This window comes from Rhodopirellula sp. MGV (assembly GCF_002251265.1).
In the GTDB taxonomy this organism is placed as follows: domain Bacteria; phylum Planctomycetota; class Planctomycetia; order Pirellulales; family Pirellulaceae; genus Stieleria; species Stieleria baltica_A.
This window is the reverse complement of record NZ_NPDI01000053.1, coordinates 160,469-185,900: the sequence shown is the minus strand read 5'-3', so window position 1 is coordinate 185,900 and position 25,432 is coordinate 160,469. Positions and strand designations below refer to the sequence as shown.

General features: G+C 53.7%; 22 protein-coding genes. 13 read left to right on the top strand and 9 right to left on the bottom strand.

The genetic code is table 11. The annotated features are described in order from the left end of the window. Positions 1-2: 2 nt before the first annotated feature. Together CGZ80_RS20080 and CGZ80_RS20075 are read right to left on the bottom strand one after the other, a co-directional pair. Entirely contained in the window at positions 3-1,307 is a 1,305-nt protein-coding gene (locus tag CGZ80_RS20080; RefSeq protein WP_198953743.1) for a thiolase family protein, read from the bottom strand. Then, positions 1,300-3,006 carry an AMP-binding protein gene (locus CGZ80_RS20075; RefSeq protein ID WP_158222794.1) on the bottom strand — a complete coding sequence of 569 codons (1,707 nt, stop codon included), beginning with the start codon at positions 3,004-3,006 and terminating at the stop codon, positions 1,300-1,302. The genes CGZ80_RS20080 and CGZ80_RS20075 overlap by 8 nt, the downstream gene beginning before the upstream one ends. An 809-nt stretch (positions 3,007-3,815) precedes the next feature. Here CGZ80_RS20075 and CGZ80_RS20070 point away from each other — a divergent pair. From CGZ80_RS20070 to CGZ80_RS20045, 6 genes are all read left to right on the top strand, one after another. After that, positions 3,816-4,544 carry a WbqC family protein gene (locus CGZ80_RS20070; protein ID WP_094417465.1) on the top strand — a complete coding sequence of 243 codons (729 nt, stop codon included), beginning with the start codon at positions 3,816-3,818 and terminating at the stop codon, positions 4,542-4,544. Next, positions 4,541-5,518, top strand: coding sequence for a hypothetical protein (locus CGZ80_RS20065; protein ID WP_198953742.1), 978 nt, complete (start codon positions 4,541-4,543; stop codon positions 5,516-5,518). The genes CGZ80_RS20070 and CGZ80_RS20065 overlap by 4 nt, the downstream gene beginning before the upstream one ends. Before the next feature lie 146 nt (positions 5,519-5,664). Further along, positions 5,665-6,492, top strand: a complete 828-nt coding sequence (locus CGZ80_RS20060; protein ID WP_198953741.1) for a hypothetical protein — start codon at positions 5,665-5,667, stop codon at positions 6,490-6,492. Between the two features lie 8 nt (positions 6,493-6,500). Next, positions 6,501-6,977 carry a GNAT family N-acetyltransferase gene (locus CGZ80_RS20055; protein ID WP_094417462.1) on the top strand — a complete coding sequence of 159 codons (477 nt, stop codon included), beginning with the start codon at positions 6,501-6,503 and terminating at the stop codon, positions 6,975-6,977. Continuing rightward, positions 6,967-7,716: a class I SAM-dependent methyltransferase gene (locus CGZ80_RS20050; protein ID WP_094417461.1), complete on the top strand. Its 750-nt coding sequence runs from the start codon at positions 6,967-6,969 to the stop codon at positions 7,714-7,716. The genes CGZ80_RS20055 and CGZ80_RS20050 overlap by 11 nt, the downstream gene beginning before the upstream one ends. A gap of 154 nt (positions 7,717-7,870) precedes the next feature. Continuing rightward, positions 7,871-9,025 (top strand): DegT/DnrJ/EryC1/StrS family aminotransferase, encoded by a 1,155-nt coding sequence (locus CGZ80_RS20045; protein WP_094417460.1) that lies wholly within the window; start codon positions 7,871-7,873, stop codon positions 9,023-9,025. Positions 9,026-9,137: 112 nt separating this feature from the next. Here the strand turns inward: CGZ80_RS20045 and CGZ80_RS20040 are convergent, their stop codons facing one another. From CGZ80_RS20040 to CGZ80_RS20020, 4 genes are all read right to left on the bottom strand, one after another. Continuing rightward, entirely contained in the window at positions 9,138-9,548 is a 411-nt protein-coding gene (locus CGZ80_RS20040) for a flagellar protein FliS (protein ID WP_094417459.1), read from the bottom strand. A gap of 23 nt (positions 9,549-9,571) precedes the next feature. Next, on the bottom strand, positions 9,572-11,569 hold the full coding sequence (fliD, locus tag CGZ80_RS20035; protein ID WP_094417458.1) for a flagellar filament capping protein FliD: 1,998 nt from the start codon (positions 11,567-11,569) through the stop codon (positions 9,572-9,574). Between the two features lie 387 nt (positions 11,570-11,956). Then, positions 11,957-13,372: a flagellin gene (locus CGZ80_RS20025; protein ID WP_094417456.1), complete on the bottom strand. Its 1,416-nt coding sequence runs from the start codon at positions 13,370-13,372 to the stop codon at positions 11,957-11,959. Between the two features lie 95 nt (positions 13,373-13,467). Beyond that, positions 13,468-13,755 carry a hypothetical protein gene (locus CGZ80_RS20020; RefSeq protein ID WP_094417455.1) on the bottom strand — a complete coding sequence of 96 codons (288 nt, stop codon included), beginning with the start codon at positions 13,753-13,755 and terminating at the stop codon, positions 13,468-13,470. 212 nt (positions 13,756-13,967) lie between these two features. Between CGZ80_RS20020 and CGZ80_RS20015 the strand changes: the two genes are divergently transcribed. The 7 genes from CGZ80_RS20015 (at position 13,968) to CGZ80_RS19985 (ending at position 22,978) form a co-directional block, all read left to right on the top strand. Beyond that, the gene (locus tag CGZ80_RS20015) at positions 13,968-16,217 is read left to right on the top strand and encodes a hypothetical protein (protein ID WP_094417454.1); all 2,250 of its coding nucleotides are present in this window, start codon (positions 13,968-13,970) and stop codon (positions 16,215-16,217) included. After that, positions 16,214-17,266, top strand: coding sequence for a hypothetical protein (locus tag CGZ80_RS20010; protein WP_094417453.1), 1,053 nt, complete (start codon positions 16,214-16,216; stop codon positions 17,264-17,266). The genes CGZ80_RS20015 and CGZ80_RS20010 overlap by 4 nt, the downstream gene beginning before the upstream one ends. Beyond that, on the top strand, positions 17,250-17,636 hold the full coding sequence (locus CGZ80_RS20005) for a hypothetical protein (protein WP_094417452.1): 387 nt from the start codon (positions 17,250-17,252) through the stop codon (positions 17,634-17,636). The genes CGZ80_RS20010 and CGZ80_RS20005 overlap by 17 nt, the downstream gene beginning before the upstream one ends. A 92-nt stretch (positions 17,637-17,728) precedes the next feature. Then, positions 17,729-18,700: a sigma-54 interaction domain-containing protein gene (locus CGZ80_RS20000; protein WP_158222793.1), complete on the top strand. Its 972-nt coding sequence runs from the start codon at positions 17,729-17,731 to the stop codon at positions 18,698-18,700. A gap of 235 nt (positions 18,701-18,935) precedes the next feature. Continuing rightward, the gene (locus tag CGZ80_RS19995; RefSeq protein WP_094417450.1) at positions 18,936-20,888 is read left to right on the top strand and encodes a flagellar hook-length control protein FliK; all 1,953 of its coding nucleotides are present in this window, start codon (positions 18,936-18,938) and stop codon (positions 20,886-20,888) included. 11 nt (positions 20,889-20,899) lie between these two features. Continuing rightward, entirely contained in the window at positions 20,900-21,268 is a 369-nt protein-coding gene (locus CGZ80_RS19990) for a flagellar hook assembly protein FlgD (RefSeq protein WP_094417449.1), read from the top strand. A gap of 66 nt (positions 21,269-21,334) precedes the next feature. Beyond that, positions 21,335-22,978, top strand: a complete 1,644-nt coding sequence (locus tag CGZ80_RS19985; RefSeq protein WP_094417448.1) for a flagellar hook protein FlgE — start codon at positions 21,335-21,337, stop codon at positions 22,976-22,978. Positions 22,979-23,146: 168 nt separating this feature from the next. Here the strand turns inward: CGZ80_RS19985 and CGZ80_RS19980 are convergent, their stop codons facing one another. The 3 genes from CGZ80_RS19980 to CGZ80_RS19970 form a co-directional block, all read right to left on the bottom strand. Next, a complete protein-coding gene (locus CGZ80_RS19980) occupies positions 23,147-23,365 on the bottom strand; it encodes a hypothetical protein (RefSeq protein WP_094417447.1) in 219 nt (72 codons plus the stop codon). Between the two features lie 56 nt (positions 23,366-23,421). Further along, positions 23,422-23,805 carry an HU family DNA-binding protein gene (locus CGZ80_RS19975; protein ID WP_094417446.1) on the bottom strand — a complete coding sequence of 128 codons (384 nt, stop codon included), beginning with the start codon at positions 23,803-23,805 and terminating at the stop codon, positions 23,422-23,424. A gap of 414 nt (positions 23,806-24,219) precedes the next feature. Then, entirely contained in the window at positions 24,220-25,344 is a 1,125-nt protein-coding gene (locus CGZ80_RS19970) for a hypothetical protein (protein WP_143544045.1), read from the bottom strand. Positions 25,345-25,432 lie beyond the last annotated feature (88 nt).

Sequence of the window (25,432 nt, the reverse complement as noted above, 5' to 3'; positions counted from 1 at the left end):
TTTCAGCCCTCAAGATTAGTTTCGACCATCATCGCCACGCCCTGCCCACCGCCCACACACAGCGTCGCCAACCCACGTCTGCCTCCTGCTTCACGCAACGAACGCAACAAAGTCAGGATCAATCGTGTCCCAGTCATTCCGACCGGGTGCCCCAGCGCAATAGCGCCCCCGTGGGTATTCAATTTCTCGTTCGTAAATTCCCCTAGCGCCTGAGAGCGTCCCAATTCGTTTCGAGCAAATTCGGTCGATGTGGCTGCCCTCTGGCATGCCAATACTTGTGCCGCAAAGGCTTCGTTGATTTCGACCAAATCAAAATCCTGTAGCGTCATTCCGGTTTGATTCAGCAGTTTTGCCGTTGCATAAACCGGCCCTAGCCCCATCCGATGCGGGTCGCAACCGGCAACGCTTGACGCAGTGACAAAACCGAGTGGCTGGTCAAATCGTTTGGATGTTTCCAAATCCGTCAGCAGTAGTGCGGCTGCGCCATCGGTCAACGGGCAACTATTCCCGGCGGTCACCGTGCCGCCACGCTGGAAAATCGGCTTCAGCTTCGCGAGTTGCTCCATCGATTGTCCGTCGCGCGGTCCGTTGTCCTTTTCGAACACGGTCGAACGCAGCGGAAACGGTTCGATCTCGCCAGACAGAAAACATCGCTGACGGGCGGCGGCCGCTCGTTGGTGGCTCTGCAGAGCAAACGCATCCTGCTCCTCGCGATTGATTCCAAATTCCTTGGCAAGCAACTCTGCCGTTTCTCCCATATTCAATTGACTGACCGGATCGGTTAGTCCCAACTGCACACCGGGCACCGGCCGAAAGTGTCGTGGACGAAACTTTGCCAACGTACGTAGACGCTTCGAAAACGTCTTGCTCTTGGACAGTTGGATCCAAAGTCGAGCTGCTTCAGGACTGACCAACATTGGAATTTGTGACATCGACTCTGTCCCACCTGCGATCACCATCGTGGAGCGTCCGGACGCAAGTGCTTGCCAAGCACCAATGACCGATTCCATCCCGGAAGCACAGTTCCGGTTCACGGTGTGGGCAATCCGATCTTTTGGAATTCCTGCGGAGAGTGCGATGACACGAGCGATGTTCGCTGCATCTGGCGGTCCTGAAACATTCCCCATGATGACTTCATCAACTTGACGAAAGTTAAAATCGTCGGTCTTTGCCATCGCACGTTTGATCACAGACGTGACAACGTGGGTACCGAGTTCTACTGCTGATACGCGTTCTAACTCGGTAAACGCTTTCGCCATCGGAGTGCGGACGCCTTCGATCACCGCCAGCGGCATTTGATTACTCATGATCGTCTCCGTCTTCAAAGTATTCGGCTGATTCGTTTTGTCCTTCAGGCTGCCAACGCAACTCGCGACGGATAATCTTGCCGAGGAAATTCCGTGGCAACGGTTGCTTTCGATAGGTGAACCGACGCGGTCTCTTGTGAGCCGAAAGGTGCTCGTGGCAAAACCGATTGAGTGCTAAAAAGTCGGGCGGCGAATCGTTTTCCGTCACCACGATCGCATGCACTATCTCGCCACGTCGGTTATCTGGCAGCCCAACAACCGCTGCCTCTTTGATGCCCTTGAATTGGCAAAGGACTTCCTCCACCTCGCTTGGGTACACGTTGTATCCCGAGGTGATGATCAAATCCTTTTTCCGTCCAACGATTTCGAAGGTGCCGTCGGGATGACGCACTGCCAGGTCACCGGTGTGAAGCCAACCGTCTTGAATCGCCATGGCCGTTCCTGTCGGATCATTCCAATAGCCCAACATGACTTGAGGACCACGGACGCAAAGTTCGCCGACCATCGTGTCGTTGAGCGGCAAGCCGTCTTCGGATGCGATCTTGCATTCCGTTTCCGGAAGCGGCAGACCGATCCGTCCGTATTTGGGCGGTTCGAACAAGTGTCCAACATGGGTGACCGGCGAAGCTTCGCTCAAGCCATATCCTTCCACAACGGTCAACTCGTTAGTGTCGTGTTCACCACGGCAGCAACGAACGAACTCTTCGGCAACGGAAGCATCCAATGGTGCCCCTCCCGAAATCACCCAACGGATCGAGTCCATCGCACGGCTGGGAAACCGACGCAACCGCTCGTTCATCGCATGCAACATCGCGGGGACAGCATGGAAGACAGTCGGTCGGTATTTTTCGATCAACTGAATCGTTTTCACCGTTTGAAACCGATGGTGCAACACCAAGGTAGCTCCCATCGCTGCTCCACCCATCACTGTTGCGGACATGCCGTAGCTGTGGAAGAACGGAAGCACTCCCATCATGATCTCGCGACCAAAGGATTGGTCCGTCCACATGTATTGCTGCCACGCGTTGGCAACCATGTTTTGATGACTCAACGTCACGGCCTTGGGAGCCCCTGTGGTACCACCGGTCGGCAAGATATAGGCAGGGTCGAATTCCGGATCGATTGAGATCGGCTGCCAACTACGATCGATCTGTTCGATTTCTTCCCAAAACCATCCGACACGTTTGCCAACTCCTGAAGGCCTTTGTCGCATCCATTGGTAGCCACGTTTCAGCAAATAACCGAGCTGCTGATGGGCAGGAAGATGTTTGCGTATGGAAACAAGCAAGGTCGTACGGTTGGTGCAATCCTGTGTCTCACCACAAGCCATCAGATGCGAGAGAACATCGAGCCCGATCACAACGTTACATTTCGTTCGTTCGAGCAGCTTCTGAACTTCGCTTGCCACCATCAATGGACTGATCGCCAAGACGATTCCACCGGCACGCCAAACGGCGTTCGCGCTAATGATGTACTCCGGGACGTTCGGCAACAGCAATCCGACACGATCCCCCGGGCGAACGCCCAACCGTTGCAACATCGCGGCAGCGCGAATCGTGTCTGCATTCAGTTCCGAATACGTCCAACGTTCATCGCCGTAGATCAAAGCCGTTCGGCGCGGCAACTGTTCGGCAGCATGCTGCAGCAAGCCGAACGCCGGAAGGTGCCGATAGTCTTTGATGCCGGATGCGAGTCTCACCTCGCCAGCCGACGGAGAGCCCAGCTGTTGGGGTCGTAAGGAGAATGTGCCGCGATCCGATTCTATGTTTGGATTGGCACCCGCTTGACTGGCAAATCGCCACCATCGCGGACCACGATTGCCTGAGGGCAGGTCTTCGGCTGGCTGTACCATCACCGGTTCCCAAGCAGAAAACGAACGCCGTCCGTGAACCGAAGTTTGCGGTATCGACCGGGAGGCCGAGACGACCGCTCCGTACGTCAACTGAATCGATCGTGCAGAGATGGGAACTCGTATGGATCCAACCGCCGCATCGACAACTCAGGTCGAACGTCATGGCTCGTCGGAAAGAGAGCTTCGTTTCGCCTGCGTCCAAGCAGGTCCAACCGGGATCACGCCAAATACGAAGCTCGTCGTCGAGTGATATTTGGGTGCGAGGTGACGCCAAGCGACGCTTTCGCACCCTTCACATCCGTGCAACATTCGCGGACAACACCGAGCCGATCCTGCCAGCGACTTGTTGCAGTGAATAATACCCCTGCGGCCCCACAAGGCAAGTGCATTGCCCCTTAAATGCGAATAAAGAAACTTAAACCCCCGCTACAGGCATATCCTGGATCAGTCTGTCGCTGATCCGTAGCACGGAAAGTCTTACTTTGCACCAATTTCAAGCGAGGTCTGAGCGTCCGTTGCCCCTCAACGTCAAAGCAACAACCGCCTCCAACGTCTTCTGACTAAAGCCACCTTCGGTCGGTGTCGATAGCTCCGAAAAACGTGTGTGGGAACGCCACAATCGTTCGCGCCTATTAGGATCACTTTGGAGAGCATCGATGGAGAACAAAACGATCGCCATCATGCAGCCATACTTCTTACCGTATATCGGATACTTTCATCTGGTTTGCTCGGCGGACGTTTTTGTCATCTACGACAATTTGAAGTACACCAAACGTGGTTGGATCAATCGCAACCGGTTCCTTGAACATGGTTCGGACGCGGTGTTTTCGATTCCGCTTCGCAAAGCATCCGATTCACTGAACATCGACCAGCGTGAATTGGCAGACTCCTTCGACCGAGAAAAACTGCTCCGCCGCGTATCAAGTGCTTACGCAAAGGCACCGCACTTTGATTCGGCGATGGCCCTTTTCGAATCTGCCGTGCGGTACGATGCCGCCAATCTGTTCTCGTTTTTGCATCACTCGCTACAGTTGGTACTTGATCACCTAAAAATTGCTCGAACGATTTTGCGTTCGTCGGAGATCCAAATCGATCATCAACTGTCTGGCCAAGAGAAAGTCATTGCGATCTGCCAAGCACAACAGGCGACAACGTATATCAACGCGATCGGCGGTTTGTCGCTTTACGACGAACCGAGCTTTGCCAACGCTGGACTCGACTTGCGATTCATCGAGTCTCACCCGCGTCCGTACACGCAATTTGACAACGAGTTCGTCCCTTGGCTCTCAATCATCGACCTCCTGATGTTCAATTCGATCGAGACTGTACGCGATGATGCGTTGCGTGGATATTCGTTGATCTCGAGACCGGTGACTGTTGCGTGAGATCCACCCCTTACAAGTGGAATAAACTCGGCGTGGTCTTTGACCCGACCACTACGTCGATTGAACAAGCGCAGTGGATTGCGGAGTTCGCGCAGGCGCCCAGCGCGATCGTTCACGACGGTTTCGTCAGAATTTATTTCTCGTGCCGTCCGGCGCCGGACGCAAATGGTCAATACACCAGCCACTGCGCATTCCTGGATGTTGACCGCAACGATTTGACTCGCGTCATTCGAGTCAGCGACGGGCCGATCATGCCCTTGGGAGATCTCGGTACGTTTGACCAATTCGGCACGTACCCAATGTCCGTGATACGAGATCACGAAGGCTATCGCGCCTACTATGCCGGATGGACACGCTGCGAGTCGGTACCGTTTAACACAGCCATTGGAGTTGCCAAAAGCAATGACGGCGGTGAGTCATTTCAGAAACTTGGCCCAGGCCCGGTGATTTCGTACTCCCTTGATGAACCGTTTGTGATGAGCGGTCCAAAAATCCGTCGGTACCGAGATCAGTGGTTTCTCTACTACATCGCCGGCCGTAAATGGATATTGGATGGCGACCGTGCCGAACCCGTCTACAAAATTCGCCTGGCGGTTTCCGATGACGGATTCAATTGGTCCAAGGTTGGAAAAGACTTGATTGAAAGCCGAATCGAAGAAGACGAAGCTCAGGCCAGTCCTGACGTAACGTTTGACGGCGAACGATTCCACATGTTCTTTTGCTACCGACACAGTCGCGATTACCGCGGCAAATCTGGTGGCTATCGAATCGGTTATGCCTCATCGGACAACGGCGTCGACTGGGTTCGCGACGATGACCGCGCCGGCATCACGATTTCCGATTCTGGCTGGGATAGCGAGATGGTTAGCTATCCACATGTCTTGCTGCTCGATGGGGAAACGTATCTGTTTTACTTGGGAAACCAAGTCGGCAAACACGGTTTTGGAGTCGCACGCCTGGAGGGCTCGCTTTGAACAAGGCTGCGCCACGGTGGAGAAAACTCGGAAAGCTATTCGACCCGCGCGATCACAAGTTGCCGCTAGGTTGTCAGGAATTTGCACAATCACCGCAAGTCCTGATCAACAATGATGCGGTTCGCATCTATTTTTCAACACGATCGGTGGATCAAGATTCTGGCAAATTCTTGAGCCAAGTCTGCTATGTAGACTTTGACGCCAATTTTCAAACGATCCAACATGTCAGCAACCAAGCCGTCCTGCCGCTTGGCGAACTTGGCTGCTTTGATGAACACGGGATCTTTCCGCTGAACGTCGTCCGAGTTGGCGATCGGGTGTACGGATACACGTGCGGGTGGAGTCGCAGGCACGCGGTCAGTGTCGAAACGGGAATCGGACTGGCGATCAGCCATGACGATGGAGCGACTTTTACTCGGCTGGGGCCTGGTCCAGTGCTGTCATCCAGTTTGCACGAACCCTGCCTCGTTGGCGATGGCTTCGTCAAGTTCTTCGCAGGCCGTTTCCATATGTGGTACATCTATGGGCGACCATGGAAACAGTTTGCCAATTCATCCGAAGCAGAACGAATCTATAAAATCGCGCACGCCACATCTGATGATGGCGTCCAATGGACACGTAGTGCGATTGAATCTTTGATTGACGATTCGATAGGCGACGATGAATGCCAAGCATTGCCAACGGTCATTGAAAACGATGGCCGGTATCACATGTATTTCTGCTATCGATATGCGAGCGACTTTCGCACCAATCCCGATCGCGGCTACCGACTGGGATATGCCTACTCGGACGATCTCGCAAGCTGGACTCGCGACGATGCCAATGTCGGCATCCACCGCTCGACAGATCCGACGGACTGGGATCATGAGATGATGTGCTATCCGCACGTCTTTCGCTTTCAAGACAAACTTTACTTGCTGTACAACGGAAACGCATTTGGGCGTCACGGCTTTGGTCTCGCCGTTGCCGAATAGGAATCGCGATGCAAGACAGCCCCCCAGCGATCCGATACCAACTTGGCACTGCCAGTGAAGCAGAGATCTACGAACACCTTCGCTGCTGCTCCGTTCACTTTGTACCGCCGCTCGAAACACGAGTTGATCTTCAATCCTATGCGGCAAAACTTGCTTCTCTAGCAAAATTAGTGGAAGCTTGGTACGCCAGCGAGCTCGTAGGTCTGGTCGCCGCTTATTATCCGACGAAAGAGTCTGGTCGTCAGGTTTTCATTACGAATGTCAGCGTTAAGGCGGACTATCGAGGCCTCGGCATTGCGAAACACCTATTGGGTAACTTAAGCGACAATGCGAAACGTTTTGGACATCGCCAAATCGCTCTCAACGTATCCACAGACAACATTCCGGCACTTCAGCTTTATCGCAGTCTTGGTTATCGCATCACGGCCGAGCACGATGACGAATTGACGATGCAATTTGACTTGGGAGAGACCAATGACGATTAGCCCCGCACCACGTGACTACGACGCCGAACTACGTGACAACAGTGAACGCAAATATGCGTACAATTTTGATCTGGACGTGATCCACCCGATGATGGTGCGTTCCTTTGCACCGTTTTTCCAAACCGGGAACTGTTTGGAGCTTGGCAGCTACAAGGGCGACTTTACGAAGCGTCTTCTGCAGCATTTCGAAACGGTCACATGCATCGAGGCGTCCGGCGATGCCGTTGCGGCCCTAAAATCAGAACTCGGTGAACGTGTCGAATGCGTCCAAGCATTGTTCGAAGATGTCACCCTAGACCGTCAATTCGACAACATCGTGCTGACTCATGTCCTGGAACACCTGGACGACCCGGTGGGGGTCCTTCGTCGCATCAACGACGAGTGGCTTTCCGAAGGTGGTCTTTTTTTTCTGGCTTGCCCGAACGCCAATGCACCTTCGCGACAGATCGCCGTGAAGATGGGTTTGATCACGCACAATGCGGCTGTCACCGAAGCCGAGCGAAAACACGGACACCGCATCACGTACTCATTGGACACGCTGGAACGTGACGCACGCGCCGCCGGACTGAATGTGATCTATCGAAGCGGGGTATTTTTTAAAGCGCTCGCAAACTTTCAGTGGGACCGATTACTCAACACCGACATTATCTCCGACGAGTACCTCGAAGGCTGCTATCAACTCGGCCAGCTTTACCCGGATCTATGTTCCAGCATCTATTTGGTGTGCGAACGAAGCTAGTTGAATCACCCCGGCAACCTGTCCGAAAACCCTCACGCTGATCCGAACACTCGACCGTCAAAACGGCTTTTAACGTCTAGCGCGATTCGCGTCGGTACCGAAAACAGTAGGTACCAGTGAATTCAGATAGAAAACGCGCGACGCACGAGCCGGAATGTCTACCATCCAACCGTCATCTCGAAGCGATCGTCAACTTGATCGCCAACGAATGCTGCATGTGGGCGCCCCGAATGTTGGCGACCGAAAACGCTTCAATCAACTTGTTGACGAGATCTTTGAACGCCGTTGGTTTACGAACAATGGATGTGTGGTCCAAGAGCTCGAAAGCCAACTGAAGGACTACCTTGGCGTCAAACACTGTATCGCCGTTTGTAACGCGACTGTCGGATTGCAACTCGCCTGCCATGCTTTGGACCTGTCCGGCCAGGTCATCGTGCCATCGTTTACCTTCGCGGCGACACCTCACGCTGCTCAGTGGGAAGGGTTAACCCCGATCTTTGCAGATATCGATCCGAAGACACACTCGATTTCGCCGGAAAGTATTTCTGAGAAGATCACCGCCGAAACCAGTGCGATCATGGGCGTACATGTTTGGGGAATCCCCTGTGACACCGAAGCGATTGCGCAAATTGCCTCGGACCATAAACTGGCAGTGATCTACGACGCCGCTCATGCCTTTGGAAGTTGTCATCAAGGCAAGATGATTGGCAATTTTGGAAATTGCGAAGTGTTTAGTTTTCATGCGACGAAGTTCTTCAATACCTTTGAAGGCGGTGCGATCGCAACAAACGACGACGAATTGGCGGAGCGATTGCAGCTGATGCGGAACTTCGGATTCGCCGGAATGGACGAAGTAATTCATCTCGGCACAAACGCAAAGATGCCCGAAATCTGTGCGGCGATGGGGCTTTCGCTGTTGCCAATGCTTGACGAAATTCAATCCGCCAATCGCTACAAGCACTCACTCTATCAAGCGCACCTCGAAACAGTCGACGGAATCCGCTTCTTGACGTACGACCACGTCGAAAAGACGAATTGGCAGTACGTTGTCATCGAAATCGACGCACAACGGCGGGGCGAAACGCGCGATCAAGTGATGCAACGACTGCATGAAAACAACGTTCGCGCTCGTCGCTACTTTTTCCCCGGCTGCCATCGGATGGAACCGTACCGGTCGCAGCCATTCAATCAAGACTTGGTCCTTCCGCACACGGAAACGGCTTGCCAGCAGGTGATTTGTCTACCGACAGGAAGCGACATTGATGAGCAGGATATTGAACGGGTCTGCAACATCATTCGGCAGTACTAACGCAGGCGTGAGGACTTGATCGACACGGTTCCATAAAGACCGATGCCTCAACGAAAAGGCCACCGCTGTTTGAGCGGTGGCCTTTCGTATTTCTCGCAATTTGATCGTTCGATCAGGCGATTGACTGGAACGAATCGGAATCGGGCATGGCGGGAATTTGGCCATTTCGCTCCATCTCGTTCACTTGCTCGGCAACTTGGGCGAAGCTATCGCGGACTTGATTCAAGATCGTCTTGCATGAATCGAATCGACGCTCTTCGAACGTGAACAGCACAAAGTCAAGCAAGCGGGCAATGTTGTATGCGACTTCGTCTTCGTCTGTTTTCAGTCCCGAAAGCAGCGCGACAAACACTTTGCGCGCCTGAATCTCGTGTTTGGTAAACAGAGCTTGGTCGCCAGTTTCGTGTGCGATTTCGCAGGCCTCGACCGCAGCAAGCGCTTTGTCATAAAGCATCAGAAGCATGTCCACGCGAGTCCACCCGCTGCTAATGCTCTTCTTTTGGTATTGTGCTACGTGTTGCATCGAATAGCCCCCATTCGTTTTGGTTACTTGTTGCCGCCAGTCTTCAGCGAACTCAGGTTGGTGAGTTGCGAGGAGATAAAGTTACCGGTCGTTTGAAGCTCGTTGATCACGCTTTCGAGCGCGGCGAATTCTTCGAGCAAGTATTGTCGTTTCGTTTCCGTCAACTCCTCGACTTGTTCAATCGACTTATCGATTGATTCGATCCGAGATTCGAAACTATCGTTTACCGTTTTCAGCAAACCCGATTCGGAGTCCATGACTTCGCGAATATAGTCGTTCAGCTGTCCGGTAATACCTTCGGTGACGGAGAGTTCCCCTTCAGCACCAGCGACAACATCGGCAGGTCCAAGCGTGATTTCGACACGCAAGTCGGCGGTGTTCTCGTTTTTGGGATCACCGGTGAGGATACGTCCTGTTCCGCTGGCAATTTCCTCTACGCCATTAACGATAAACTTCCCGGCAACGTTGACGCCGTTGTCGATTTCGGTTCCGTCAAATCCGAGAGCTGTTGCGGCAGTCCCAGTGAAACCCTCGATCTTTGCCGCCGATCCGTACGCTTCCGTTTGGATCACGAAGTGCCCATCGCCATCAACGCTCACACTGACGTCGTGAACGCCAAGTTTGCTCGATTTGTTAATGACCTTTTCGAGTTGCGACGCCAGTTCTTGGGTCGTGTACGTTCCTTCGCTTAGCGAAAGCGTCTCACTGGTGATGCCATCGACTGAGATTTGAAACTCTTTGTTCGACGAATCGATGACAGTCGATGCGGCGGCGGCATTGGTTGCAGTCACCAATGCACGCTCGGCTGCTTGCGTCACATCGACTTTGTACGGAATATTGTTCGTTGGCTTGGTACGGACGGTACCGCCTAGGTATCGAATCCCAGAACTGTCCGAAGTACCATTGAGCCCGAACAGTTTTCGCACACTTTCGGGATCGACTCCTTCTAATTCGCCCTTCAACGCAGAAGTCAGCTTTGTATCGTCAACGCTCAACTTGCCACGGGCGTCAATGTCGATCCCAATTTGGCTCAGTCGCGAGAGATCCGAACCGGGAACCGTGCCTGACACGATCGACAAAAGTTGGTTTTTGATCGTGCTAACAGAACGGTCACCAAGCAGCGGACTCGCTTCTTGAGTGTCGGGGTTGTAACGCGTTTGCTCGGTAATGAAGTCGATGATCGAATTGAAGTCTTCGACGAAATCGGTCACTGCTTCTTTGGCAGTTTCAACGTCTTCTTCCACGCCGATCGTAATCACGCTTCCCGGATCTGCTTTCTTCAGTTCCAGCGTGACATCTTCGATCAACCCGTCGACCGTATTCGAATCATACTGAGCCTGGATGGCACCTAGCCCCGAACCGAGCGTGATGATCGCGTTGAGAGGCGGTTGAACGGCAGGCCCGGTAAAGTCCGGCAGGATGCCTTCCAATGGATCCAAGTTGTTGGTCACGTTGATGACGTTTTCGGCACCAGTATGCTGAGACGTCAGCAAGATTCGGTGCGAATTGCTGGCTTGATCAAAGACCACACTCGCACTGATATCGTCGACCTGCTCGTTGATCGTATTGACGAATCCTTGCAGCGTGTTGTTGCTGCTGTCGATCGTGATCGTCTGCGCAGCATTGTTGCCGACTTTAAAACTGATTTCGCCGGTGCCGATTTGATCGCTGGTCGAGGAAAAGCCCTGCGATGCGATCTGATGGGCGGTCGCCAATTGATCGACGCTCAGTTGGTAATTGGTCGCGATCGCGCCGCTGCCGGCTGTCGCTGTCACAACGTCCTTGTTTGTGGTGGTTGTGTTTCGCGCATCAAACACCGAAGCGGTTGCGCGATTCAATCGTCCGAGCGACGATTGAAGCGTCAGGAGCTGAGCCTCGACACCCTTGAAGGAGGTCTGCTTGGTGGCGACTTCAGCCTTTCGCGAATTGAAAGTATCAATTTGGCGCTGCTGGAAAGCCAAGAGGCTGTCAATGATGCTGGTCGTATCGAAGCCTGATACGAGCCCGTCGATACTAAACATTTTAGTTGCCCTACCACTGGAATATGCCTATCTCTCGTCGTCCACACCTCGCCATTGAAGACTCTACGACTTTTGCTTCGACGGCGTCTAACCGATCACAACTTAAAGTCGGTAATCCGTCACCTGACTTTCACGTCATCCCTTCAATCTATGAGGTAGCACGATGACTTAGGCAAAATGACCCGGTATCGTCGATACCGATTCTTCGGGGCAAGCATCGAAATCATTCCGGTTGCTTCGCATGGGCTTTTTCAATCAAGCCGATGCGAAGAAAACGACGACTGCGGACGCCTCGAAAAGTCCCTCAGCCAAGATGCTTCGATCACGACCGTTAGGGGAGGCGAGCGTGCTGCTCGCCTCCCCCCGGTCTGATCACAATCGCAAGCGTTACTGCAGCAAGGACAGAATCGATTGCGTGGTTTGGTTGGCACTCGACAGTACCGAAGTACCGGCTTGGACCAAGATCTGGTTGTTGGTGAACTTCGAGATTTCCTCGGCGAAGTCGGTGTCACGGATGACCGATTCGGCGTTCACGGTGTTTTCCAGAGTCGAACGCATGTTGTTGCCGATCGATTCCAGCGTGTTGGCTTGGAATGCACCCAAGTCACCACGAATGTTGGAAAGTTCGTCAATCGCCGCGTCAATCACTTTCAATGCGTCTTGAGCGTTATCGAACGAGGTGACGTCGACTTCGTTCAAGCTATTGAACTTCGTGCCGGTTACCGCGACACCCAACGAATCGGCTTTGATGCTTTGAATAGCGATCTTGGCAGTTTGGTTTTGGTTCGCACCGATCTGGAAGACCAGAGAGTTGTTCTGGACAGAAATATTGCCCTGAGCACCGTTCACCGACAGGGCGGCGTTCGTCGTGTCAGCGGCAAGGCGAATCACAGCGCCCGTCGAAGCACCAGAAACGCTCGTCAGCGTGTTGCCTTTACCTGAAGCCGCAACACCGTCGATCGTACCTTGAATGTTGAGACCAGTGTCGGTCAACAAGGTGGTGCCGAAACCGGAGGAGCTGGTGGCTGCGGCTTTGTCCGAAACAACTTCGATTTCTGCGTCGGCGCCGAACTCTTTCGAGTACAGGCGAGTTCCGCCCGAACGGTTCTCAGCGACAACGCCGGTCTGGTCGGTAAACTCGTTGATACGAGCGATCACGCCCGTTTGGCTCAACCCAGCATTCAATTTGATGCTAACACCGTTGACCGTCAGGACTTCGTCGGCCGCCAAAGCGGTCGTTTGTGACGTACCACCGGTGATGTTTGCACGCTCGCCAGCCGTGGTCACTGCAACAGCGTAGGTGCCGCCGCTAGTGTCGCCGGTACCCTTCAGGAAGGTCACGGTCGCTGGGACCGACGCAGTGCCTGTTACGCCAGCCGATCCGTCCAGCAGCGATTTCTCGCCGAACTGGGTGTTAGACGAGATACGGTTGATCGTATCCAGGGCGTTATCGATTTCGGCTTGGTTGGCAGCGAACGCGTCAGCGTCGTTGACACCCGAGTTAGCCGAATCCAAAGCCAACGAACGGACTTTGATCAGGATGCTGTTGATTTCGTTCAATGCACCTTCGGCGGTTTGAACGACGGAAACAGCTTTTTCGGTGTTGGCAATCGCGGTTTTCAGACCAGCAATTTGAGCTCGCTGTTTTTCCGAAATAACCAACGCAGCAGGGCCGTCAGCACCGCGGTTGACTTTGAAGCCGGTCGACAATCGCTCGATCGACTTGTTCAAAGCGCTGCTCGAACGGTTGAGGTTGTTGCGGGCGTTCAGTGCACCGACATTGTTTTGTATAGTTAAGGTCATCTCTTGCTAACTCAGGATTAGGGGATCAACGGAACTTCCATGTCAATCAGTGCATCCGTGGCGCCTCGGGCGAAAAACTGGAGATCACACGAGCACTACAAGTCGAGAATTGACCTGGCCGTACTGACGGCTGCCTCTCGGGTCAGGTATTCACCGCTTTGTAGTTTCAGTTTGACATCCTCTACCACGGACTCTCGCACATCAGCTGCTTGTTCGAGGACCTGTGACAGTTCGCGAATGGAATCCAATTGAATTGAATCCGCCGATGTCGAAACACTGGCGGCAGACTCTTCGGCCCGCGATGCCGATTGTCCGCTTGGACCTTTAGGATCGAGCCGCTTAATATCAGACGGCAACGAATTACCAGTTGGGTTGATTCTCATTTGGATTTCTCCGCAGGTGAGTGACTGCAAGTGGTTGTCGAGAGGTCCAGTACCAACTTGCGTACAAAATCTTCAAGCCGTAAAGCTTTTTAAGTCGATACACCGGTAGCGATTACAGGGACCAGGAAAGATATTCCGATTACAACGGTCCCGAAGTAAATACAGAGTTCGTTGACTGTGAAACGAACCATCCAAAAACGGGGCTTTTACTGGTGTTTCGAGCGGAAATCGTCTGGATTACCGTGTTTCTCGCGGTCGGTGCGATCGGCGGGCTGGTCTACAATTGGCCTGATCCGGCCGCTGATTCCGTTGCCGAAAATGAGATCGTGGCGACCGAAGTAGGCGACTCGCCCGCTCTCGATGAGGACGAAATCGACGAAACATGGCCCTTCGAAGACGAAGTGAGGGAGAACCCTCAACCCGAAACCGCAGAAGAAACACCGCTTCCCACCGACACCCCAACCGCACCGGTCGAGGATGTCTGGAGCGAGATCAGCCCTCCCATGAAACGCACCCAATCGGTCGATTGGAACATCGTTGAACTGGGCGACCGTCTGCTTCTCGGTGGCAACTACACCGGTGCGATCAAGCACTACGAAAAACTGTGGAAGACTTCGAACGTCCCCACCGACAACGCGGTGCTGATGCGACTGGCTCTCGCTTCCGAACTCGCCGAATTGCATGACGATGCGATCAAGCATTACCGCAGCGCGATTCGAGTCTCCGAGAAAGGCTCTGTTGCACAAGCGAACTGTCTTTTAGGAATCGCACGCGTTTGGGAGAACCGAGGCCAATTCGAAGACTCCTGCTCACTACTGAGCGAACTGTTCTTGCTCTATGGCGGCGAGCAATATCCAAAGCTGCTCCGCGGACAACTCGTTTCCCAACTGTCGGACTGCTTGCAAAAGCGATTGCTGTCCAGCGAAGTTGTCATCGAAGCACTTCAAAAAGAGCCGATGGAATACTTCTGGCCATCGTTGGTCGTCGACAACATCCTGACCTTGATCGACTGGGAGACCCCGGCAGAAGGAATGTCGGTCGAACCAAGCCAATTGAAAGTGTTACAGGCTCCTCGCCCTGATGCGACGCTGATCTTGATTGCCGCAAACGTGCGTGGACTCAGTGTTCTCGGTTTGCTTAGCGAACTGGAACGCGGTTCAGAATTGCGTTTCACATTGACCGAACGTGCGAAGTCTGACTTGGTCGGACGTATGTGCAACATTCAAACGACCGCGATGCCGCTCTCTTTTGTGCTCGACAGCGTCCTTGAACCCGTCGTATTGTCATGGAGCCAAGGAACCTCCGAGGTCAACATCATGCACCGCGATGAACTGTCACCGCGAGACATCGCCTCGTATGACTTGGCCCGTGTGCAGCGAATGCTGCGACAGGTAAAGCTGGAAGAAGCAGAAGGCCCTCGCCGTACCGCGGCAATGATGAACGAAGGCAACAACTCGCGTTTGTCAGGCGGCTGGGACGAAGCCCGTGAAAGCTACAAGATGGCTCGCGAGCAAACTCCGACCAACGAGTTAAGTGCGAAGCTGTATTTCAACGAAGCTTCGCTGCAATTGGCGGACGGCGAGAAGCTTGACGCACTAAACGCTTGCTACATGGCATTGGACCAAACCTTGACCGCATCGCTGCAAGGTGATGTCTATGCAATGATCGCCAAATTGGAACTGGAACTCGGGCAGGCCGAAAAAGCAATCACGGCCGGATCACGTGGCCTGCGCCGCGCTCAAGACCCTGAAGTCCTCAGTCGATGTGCGATGACGCTTTCCAAAGCCTATTTGCTGAACGACGATCCAGATTCGGCGAATCAAGTGCTGTTCGACCAATCCCAAGCGATCATCGGAGATTCGCAACGCCGGCTGGCGAGCGTCTTTTCGAGCTTCGCTCGCTACCAGCGGAACCCGTCGCGTGGTGGTCTGCAAGACGAGGGGCAACGATTGGTCATGGCCCTTGCGATGATGAAACCCGATGACCCCAAAGGTTTTGCAGACGCATTGATCGTGTCGCAAGCCTACGCGCTGGTCGGCATCAAAACCAAAGCGATCGAAAGCCTGAAACAAGCACTCGCGACGGCACCAGCCGGTTTCTGGTCCGAACGGATTCGCCTGGAACTTGCGAAGGCGTACTACGAGGCAGAAAAGCTGCAAGAAGCGGACGAAACGATCGCGGGATTCGGACAGGTGACCCTCGGAATGCTTCCACAGGTGCTGTTGCTGCATGCAAATGTCAAATTTGATGCTCAGCAACTGGATCAATGTGAAGCGATCTGTCGCCGCATCGTAAGCTTGGATGTTGACCAATCCATTCAAGCCGAGGCGCTCAACAAGTTGGGCATGGTTCTTAATGAAAAAGGCCAACACTATGCCGCAACCCTGTGTTTTGCCGGGTTGCTCCCCGAACCGATCAAAGCGAACTCTGACTCTGAACCTCAGGGAGTTGCCACACCATGACCCAAATCCCTCAAAACAAGACCGCGTCCAGAAACTTTGCCAGTCGGTATCTGATCACAGGTACCTTCGCGGCAGCAACCGCCTTTGCCAGTCTATTGACGCCAACGAGCGCTGCTTTGGCTCAATCCGTTGACGACGGCAGCGATCCACTGGCCGAATTGTCCGCGCCCCAGATCGAGCCCGCTCCGCAAGCCACACCACAGACCACGCCGGCGTCGACCGAAAACGACCTGCAGAGTCGGCTGAAAAACCTGGTGAATGCAACCGAACGCCTGCAGCGGATGCGGCAACTTCAAGCCGCAGAATCGCGTGAATCGGCTGGCAGTGATGCGTTGAGCCAGCCTTCGATGTCAACTAGTGCAGGGACGCTATCTCCAACCACGGGCGCTGTTCTGGACGGAGTCGCTGGGTTGCGTCCTGACCCAGCGTTAGAACTGAAAGAGATCCGTGATCGGATCCGAGTCCTCCAGAAGCTTCGTCGCGATGAAAAGATGGCCGGGGCTGGTGGGCCATCGCCGCTGGACCATAAGATGCAACCGACACCGCCAACCGAATCGGTTGCCCCGATGACGCCGGAAGTTCACCCCGGTGTCGACCAATCGTTGACTGCTGCCGAGCAATCCACAACTCCGCAGCCAGAAGAGATGACTGCGTCGGTCATCGGTACGCCAAATATCAGCGCCGAACAATTGCTGCCTCAACCTGTCAATACGCTCGCCCTTGGCGAAAGCCTGTACCGAACCGGGAACTATGTCGCCGCTTTGCGTGCATTGAAAGAAGTCAAAACAGAAGGTCTTCCTCAATCAGACCGGATGTGGCTTGAACTGCTGACGGCGTTATGCGAACAGAAATCCCAAGCGTTTGAAAGTTCAATCGGAACGCTACGCGACATTGCCAACGACAAGTCCACGGACTATCCCGTGCAAGCCGCGAAGTGGTACCTCAAGTATGCCGAGGCAGAACAAAAACGCGTGGAAACGATGGAACAATTGTCTGGTGAAATCGAAATGATTGTCGAGAGGGTTGAAAAGAATGTCGGACCTCAATGAAACGCTGCTGTTCAATTACACCAGCGAGCTGAAAAGCCACTACGAAAAACTGAACGCGATCATCGACGAGCATGCGAACGATTCGCACGGGGCTATCGAACCGATTCGCGAACAGATGGCGCTGGTCAAACAGACCGAAGAAAAGCTTCGACCGATTCGAGAAACATACCTTGGCGAGTCGCGTGAATTGTCAGGGCAACTTCAGGCAATCACCGACGAAACCATCGACCTTGTCAAATCTTTGATGCCGAAACTGGCTCAACTTGAGAAGGTCTCCGTCGATTCGCTTCGACGTCTTTTCCCACGGATTCAAGGAAGCGTGCGTGGGATCCAAATGCAAAATGCCTATCGCACGAACAATCACAGTTAACAGCTTGTGATGGTGCATTCCGCACTTGCAACCGCACGGGTGTTTCGACACCGTCACTAAACGATTTATCTGCATCCTTGGGGCAAATGGGGATGATCATCACTCAATCGACGAAGGTCGAGAAGCTCATTCAATTCGCAAAGCGGGCTGCGCGATCGACGGCGCCCGTCTTGCTGACGGGTGAAAGTGGAACGGGCAAAGAACTTTTCGCACAGCTGATTCATCAATCCAGCCCGCGTTCCGAGCATCCATTCGTGCCGGTGAACTGTGCCGCTATCGCTGAGAATCTATTCGAAAGCGAATTGTTCGGACACGAGAAAGGTGCATTCTCGGGAGCGATCATGACCCGTGAAGGACGGTTTGAAGTCGCACGAGGCGGAACGTTGTTCCTGGATGAGGTCGGTGAAATACCGCTGCCCCTGCAATCCAAGCTCTTACGTGTCTTGGAATCCAAGACGTTCGAACGTGTCGGCAGTAGCCAAACACTTGAACATGATGTTCGTATTGTCGCGGCGACCAACCGAGATCTAAAACTCGCGGTTGAAGAAGGCGAATTTCGGCTCGATCTTCTGCACCGAATCAACGTCTTGAACATCGAAATTCCGCCGCTACGAAAACGGATTTCGGATATCCCTCTGCTTGCGATGCATTTTCTGGATCTGTTCCGATCAGAAAATCAAATTCGGATCGAAGGCTTCGATTCGACTGCAATGAAGACACTCGCCAAACATGATTGGCCAGGTAATATCCGCGAATTGCGCAACGTCATTCACCGCGCCTGCGTACTCACCGACCAGCCACGCATTACTGCCGAGTACCTCGGGCTTGAGTCGTCGGCTGTGGAACAACCTGTCGAGGGAAAGACTCCACCGCAGGAGCCAAACCTGCCCAGCCAGTGGCTTCACATGAACCTCGAAGAGGTCGAACGCAAGATAATCACCGCTGCGATCGAAGCATTTGGAAACCGTCAAGTCGTCGCCGACAAGCTTGGCATCTCTCCCCGCACTTTGACCAACAAAATCCGCCGTTATCGCGAAGCAGACAGTGAGCCGGAAGCCGCCTAAAAGCCACTCAAGGATGGCGTCTCCGCAGGACGCTAGACGGCAATAGTTGCTTCGCTTGCAAAGCAATTCTTTCCGACCGCAGACTTTAACTTTTCTTTAAAAGTCCGTTTGTCATAGATGCAAAAATCGTCCGGCTGATTCTCAGCAAAATTGCCGGTTGGAAACGATTGGCACACTGTTTGCCTAGGTTTGAAATCACACGTTTTGTTCGGAACGCGTTCTTTCAAATCACACGATGCCAAACCCTTTCAATCTCCTGCTGAACCTCTCAGCAGGCGCTGGTTATTCGACCGGCAAATCAGCGGATGGTACTGACCAACTCTCCGGTCTCCCTGATGGTGCCACTGAATCTTTTGAATCAATCTTTGCGCAAGCTTCTGCAGAAGTAACTTCAGCTGCAATCTCGTCACAGGAATTGCTCGCGTCGGCTTCGGTTGATGTCGAATCGCTGCAGCAGTTGGTTAACTCCGCTGGAAGTTCAGAATTTCCAAGTAAGCCTGGCGCCAAAGCGATCCTCGATTCGGAAAACGTGGCATCAACAACCGAACTGCAAATTGATGCGAGCATGAACGAAGACGGCATGCTGTCCGTTGCCGAGCTCGTCGTTGCAAATGTTCCTCATTCGGCCCCGTCGAATGGAGCGGACGTCAGCACCCCAGTCTTCTTCGCCAATCAAATCACGACGGCTAGTGTTGCCGAAGTAGCAACCGGAACCCCTCAAGACGTTATGTCGTCTTCAGCTGAGGGAGAACTCACCAACGCGGTTGGGCAGACGGTCAACGAATCCGGTGTCTCAAATGAATTCGCATTGGCCGGAATGGAAGAACCGGAAGAGCCAACAGCGACGCTAGATGACCTCAAGCCGCTGAGTATGAATTCGAATAAATCCGGCGAGACACCAACCGATTCCGGCACGGAAACGCCTGAAGCAACGACGATTCCATCTGCCGAATCGTCCAACCCCCGTGCGACGACCGCTGATATTGCGACCAAGGTCGAAACATCGCAACAGGGTCGTAGTGATGCCGGTTCAGCGCGAGCGTCATCTGACGCCACGCCACCGACATCAGCTAATCTGGACGATCGATCATTGCCAGAAGCATCTACCATCGAAGCGACACCCAACCAGAATCCAGAGGAAGGGGTGGTTCAGCAAACCGTCGGGACTTCGGTCACAAGTTCACCGACAAATCCAGATGACTTCCAAAGCAGCTTAGTTGCGGACTCTATCGCCGCAGAGACGCATCACGAGGAACTATCATCCTCCGCCGCGAAAGACGCTGCACAGAACGATGAAGCGGTTTCAGAAGCGATTGCAAAGTCTGTTGTTGATTCCAATGCCGCGACAAAAGAATCAATCGATCTAGCGACGGACGATGCGGCAAACAGCAATGTGCAGACAATCAGCGCCGCGGCAGCCAACGAAGAAGCGGACAAGTACAAACGCAACTTTGAGGAGGCGATTGAGGAAAACTCGCAAGCTTCCCAGAAAGGGGATCACGCAGCACGTGACGCCGCCAAAGCAGAACTGACCGCGCAAGATGAGCCAACTGACAATGGTTCGTTTGCAAATTCCTTTGCAGTCCAGCAGTGGCAGCCACGAGTACATCAGCAACCCGAAGCGGCGTCTTACTCCTTCGATTTCGATGTCGAGCGATCGGCAAGTGAACTTGATTCGCTGGCGTCACTCAACGCATCTGGCAGCACCTTCGCGACACCCGATGTTCCGTCGGAATTCGATGGCGTGATATCGCTCGAAGATTTCCTCAACGGAGCTCCTGACGCTGCGGCAATTGGCTTGGTCAGCGAATCGATCGGTGAGGCTGTCGAATCAGCGATCACCGACGACAAGTCGGTTTACTTAGAAGTCAATCCGAAAGAACTTGGATTTCTAACGATCGAGGTCTCACATGTCGACGATGCAGTTCATGCCAAGATCGTCGCAAGTGAAGTAGTGACCAGCGAGATCCTGCAGCACCATCGTAGCCAGCTCGTTGAGAGCTTGAACCAACTCGGCTATGAGTCGCTCGATGTGAACATCTCTTATGAGCAACGTTCATCGAACGACTCGAATCCCCAACAAAACCAACAACGATCGTCGTTCCAACCAACGCGATCTTCAACACCAACCATCCCACTAACCAGCTACCGTTCGGACCGACCGAGCGGCCTGGATATTGTCGCTTAGAGGAGAGAGACATGGACGGAATTTCTTCGACATCGGCACGGACCGATTACCTGCAATTGCTCACCGTGACACTGAAAAACCAAGACCCGATGGACCCAGTTGACCAAGAAAAGATGGTCAACGACTTAACCCAGTTTTCCATCCTTGAAGGCATCGAAGATCTCAATGACTCATTCGGTCAGTACATGCAAATGCAGCAACTCTCCGAAAGCGTCAACATGATTGGCAAATCGGTCGACTATCGCGATCCCAACACCAATCAACTGCACACCGGCGTCGTCACCGATGTGTTTAACTCTGGCGATGAAGTCAAACTAATTGTCAACGGATCAGCAGTCGGCATGGGTGCGATCACGCGCGTCAGTGAATCTGCGGCGTAAGCGAAAACAAGAACCACCACTCCAACGATCACTCAATTCTGAGATTTACATAAAGGGGCACTACGAATGTCAAGAGCTTTGATGACCGGTATCACCGGTCTGCGCACACACCAACAGAAACTCGACGTCGTGGCCAACAACTTGGCCAACATGAACACGATCGGTTTCAAGTCACAGTCGGCGATCTTTAGTGACTTGGTCTATAACGTCGACCGTGGCGGATCGGCCTCATCCGACACAGCCGGCGGTATCAACCCACAAGCGATCGGTACTGGGGTGCAAACCGCGCAGATCACCCGGAACTTCAGTCCAGGAACACTCGAAACGACGAGTGGGACATTTGACTTTGCGATCCAAGGCGACGGCTTCTTTACCTTGATGTCGCCGACCGAGGAGCCCGCCTACACTCGCGCCGGTGCATTCGCCCTTGATGACCGTGGTCGCCTCGTTGACCCGGCGACAGGCTACCTTGTCCAACGGATCGGTAACCTGGGTGAAGCTGCCGACGGCGGAGTGAAATTCCAAACCGAAGGCGAAGATTCGATCTTTGTTCCGATCGGTTCGGCAATCCCCGGAACCCAAACGGCCAACATCGATTTCACTGGTAACTTGCCATCGACATCGTCGCCACCGCAAGCGGAAGTGCTGTCCTCGTTCCGTGGATTTGCGACTTCGGGTGGACCGGCCGATGGAACAACGCTACTGAACGACCTGACGATTAATACGGCCCCTTACGCCCCTGGCGATACATTCGAATTGGTAGGAACAAACCCCGATGGTTCAACCTTTACCGTCGCACTGCCTGCCGACACTTCGACGTTGCAAGATATCGTCGATACGTTGAATGCGAACCTTGTCGACGCCGTCGCGTCGCTTCAAGCGGACGGCACCTTAACTGTCACGGCTGACGATACGGGCGAAGCATTCCTCAGCTTGACCCTGCGAGACGTTGCCGGCAACACCGGGGCAACGAACTTCTCCGGCAACTCGATGTTTATCAGTACCGAAGGAACCAACGGGGACTCATTCGACGTGTCAACCGATATGTTTGACGAACGTGGTGAAAGTCACCGAATGACGTTTACGTTCACCAAAGACACCATCAACAACTGGTCCGTATCCGCCAGCATTCCAGCTTCATCAGGAACGATGATCGACGACCAAGTCTTGAACTTGACCTTCAATGAAAACGGTAGCTACGCGATTGCCGGTATCAACGGTATCGGGGACGCGAATATCGAAGTTCAAATCAACGGCATCACCAATCCGCAAACCATCGAACTCGACTTCAGCAAGATCAGTCACCTGGCGAGTGACTTTTTGATGACGCAAACTCAAGACGGCATTCCACCGGGAGCTCTCTCTTCCGTTGCCGTCTCGACCTCGGGCGAACTGACGGGCTTGGCGTCAAACGGTCGCGCACTGCCATTGGCACAGCTGGCGATCGCTAGTTTCCCGAACTCCGCGGCTCTGGAGTCAATCGGTGCAAACTACTTTAAACAGTCGATCAGTAGCGGTGACGCTGCACTCGGTCTTGGTGCGACCGGCCCTCGAGGACAAATCATGGGCGGCCAACTTGAACGATCGAATGTCGACATCGCATTGGAATTCACCCAATTGATCGTCGCACAGCGTGGTTTCAGTGCAAACGCACGAACGATCACGGTTGCCGACCAAATGCTCGAAGAACTGACCAACATCATTCGATAATCGCCTTAGCAATTGAAATCGGGGTGCGAGTGATCGCATCCCGATTTTTTTTGCGCCGGCATCTTAACAACAGCGGCACGAACACGAACAAACCACTCGGTAAGATACCGTCGGGTTGGACCGTGTCCGTGCCGTGTCGAATGCGCCGGCTTCGCGATCAAACGATCACTACATAATGCCGCCGTGAGTCCGAATCGGAGTCAGGTGGCTAGGCGAATCAAGGAACCAGAACCGTTCCCATTCGGCCAAGATCGATCGCATGTCTTCCGAGGTGTAGAGCAACTGCTGAACACGACGCTCGGGCTGGGGCGAGTAGATCGGCAACATGCACCCAACGGTACTGCCGACGCAAACCGCGAGCAATGTAATCTGGAACAGACGACGCATGGGACGTTCCTCCGTGAACGTTTCTCGTTATTGCAGTGCCGGTTGTCGGACGCTGTTCAGTCTTCGTCCCAGCGACCGGAAATCTTATTGGAGTTGTCGGTGGCTCCAAAATGCGTCTGCGTGATCTCGTCGCTCGAACCCAATGGTTCTTGTCCTTCGAGATCAGCCTCCTGCACCCTGGCCTCCATGTACTTACCAGGCTTAAAGGTCACCACATGCTTTTCAGGCACGATCACCTCATCGCCCGTCCGCGGGTTTCTCGCTCGGCGAGCCGCCCGCGGCTTGACCTCGAACACGCCAAAGTTCCTTAGCTCGATCCGCCCGTCACGCACCAGCGTGTCGATGATCGAATCAAAGGTTCTTTGAACAATCTTCTTGGTCTGTTGTTGTGTGAGGCCCACCTCGTCAGAAATCGTTCGGACGATATCTTTCTTGGTCACTCCCGACTCCCATTGTCGCTACACCTGGATCCCATGGGGCTCCGGGTAAACGCTGTAACCCTTTACCGCCCTTGAGGTTAAGGGTGAAAGCATAGGCGGCGCAGTGGCCGTCGTCAAGTCAGTGCCGGACGCATCGAAACGACCTTCAAACCGCGATGCAGACCTCTCACGGTTCAATCATCGACGTTTGCACCGTGATTCTTGATACATTCGGCAGAACCCGCAGAATTTCTCGGACCGGACTAACCCGGCCCAGATGCGGAGAAAGCCCAGCTGCCTAACCTGGGTACCGAACGCAAAAAGCCCTGTCTTCCAAGCACAAAAAACCCTGTCCGCCAAATGCAAAAAGCCCTGCACCCGGAGGCACAAGGCTGCGATAGAGCACGCATCGGACGAGCTTTGCTGGCGAGTTATTTAGCGCAGCGCACTGTACAGACTTCGTTTGCTTGCTTTGGGAATCGCGATGGGAGCAGGCTGCACGTCGAACGGGATCATTGCGACGTGGTTGGCCATGTAAGCCGCACCACCATTGAGCGAGCGTGAATTTGGAGCGTTCAAAGCACTGAATTCGACCATCACGCGTCGAATCTCCGGCGCGTACTCGAATCGGCCATCAGGCAACTCCCGGCCCAAGCTGTCAAAGCTGCCGATCGTGACAATCGAGCGATCGCGATCGTGGTACTGATAGGCCTCGTGCCCTTGCTTTCGCAGGGCGCGAACCATTTTCCCCGCCTGCAACGCGAACTGGTCCATTCGCTCTGCGCTAGGCTTGAACTTATCAGAATTCTTCGCCCCTTCGATGGTGCCACAAGCGCCAAAGGTGCGAACGACCACCGTGAACTTGCCATCCGATTTCAGCAAGCTGTAGTCCATGCCCTCATTCAACTCTTGCACGAACGAGTCGACTTCGGGTTGCTGAAAGAAGTCTTCCGGGAGCAACGGATTGCGAGTCAAAAAGGCGTTGCCCATTGGGTTTCGCGTCCGCCCTTTTGCCGAACGAAACATTTGCTGGCCGAAAGCCTTGATCATCGACGCAGGGCTGTCGGTTCCGTACTCGTCTTTCACGCTGTTGGGATCTTTGAAGATATCCAATTGAACGTTGCGAAGCCTCTCCGAATCTCGCTCGATCCCTTCGTGTTTGACCGAATCGTATTCGCCGACGAGAACCGCGTAGGCTTCGTATTGATGGGGGTTTGCGTATCTCATCCGACGACCGGTCGTCGCGTCGTGGTCGACGGTGCCGGTGAAATCGAAACTCTCTTGATAGATGAATGCTGGCAGGCGCAGCTTTTCGCGAATTTCGATCGCCGCGGCTTGCGCTTTGTCTTTGGAGTTCTCACCCACAAATGTCGTCGCGAGCAACAACCAGGGACCGTCTTCCTCGGTCAACACGTACGAATCTACTTTTTCGATCGGCTGAGCTTTGCCAAACAGTCGAAGCAAACTAGGCGGCGCAGCAACACCGACGGGAGCGGCAAGGGCGACGCTCAGGCACGTCGTCGATAGCAGGCAAAGTGTTCGTCGTGAAAGACGCAACATCGGAGGTTCCCTGAAAACGAGTCGATGGATTGACAACTCGTTTGGCAGTACCAAATGCAACGCCTCCTGCGAAAGAGCGTTCCGCAAG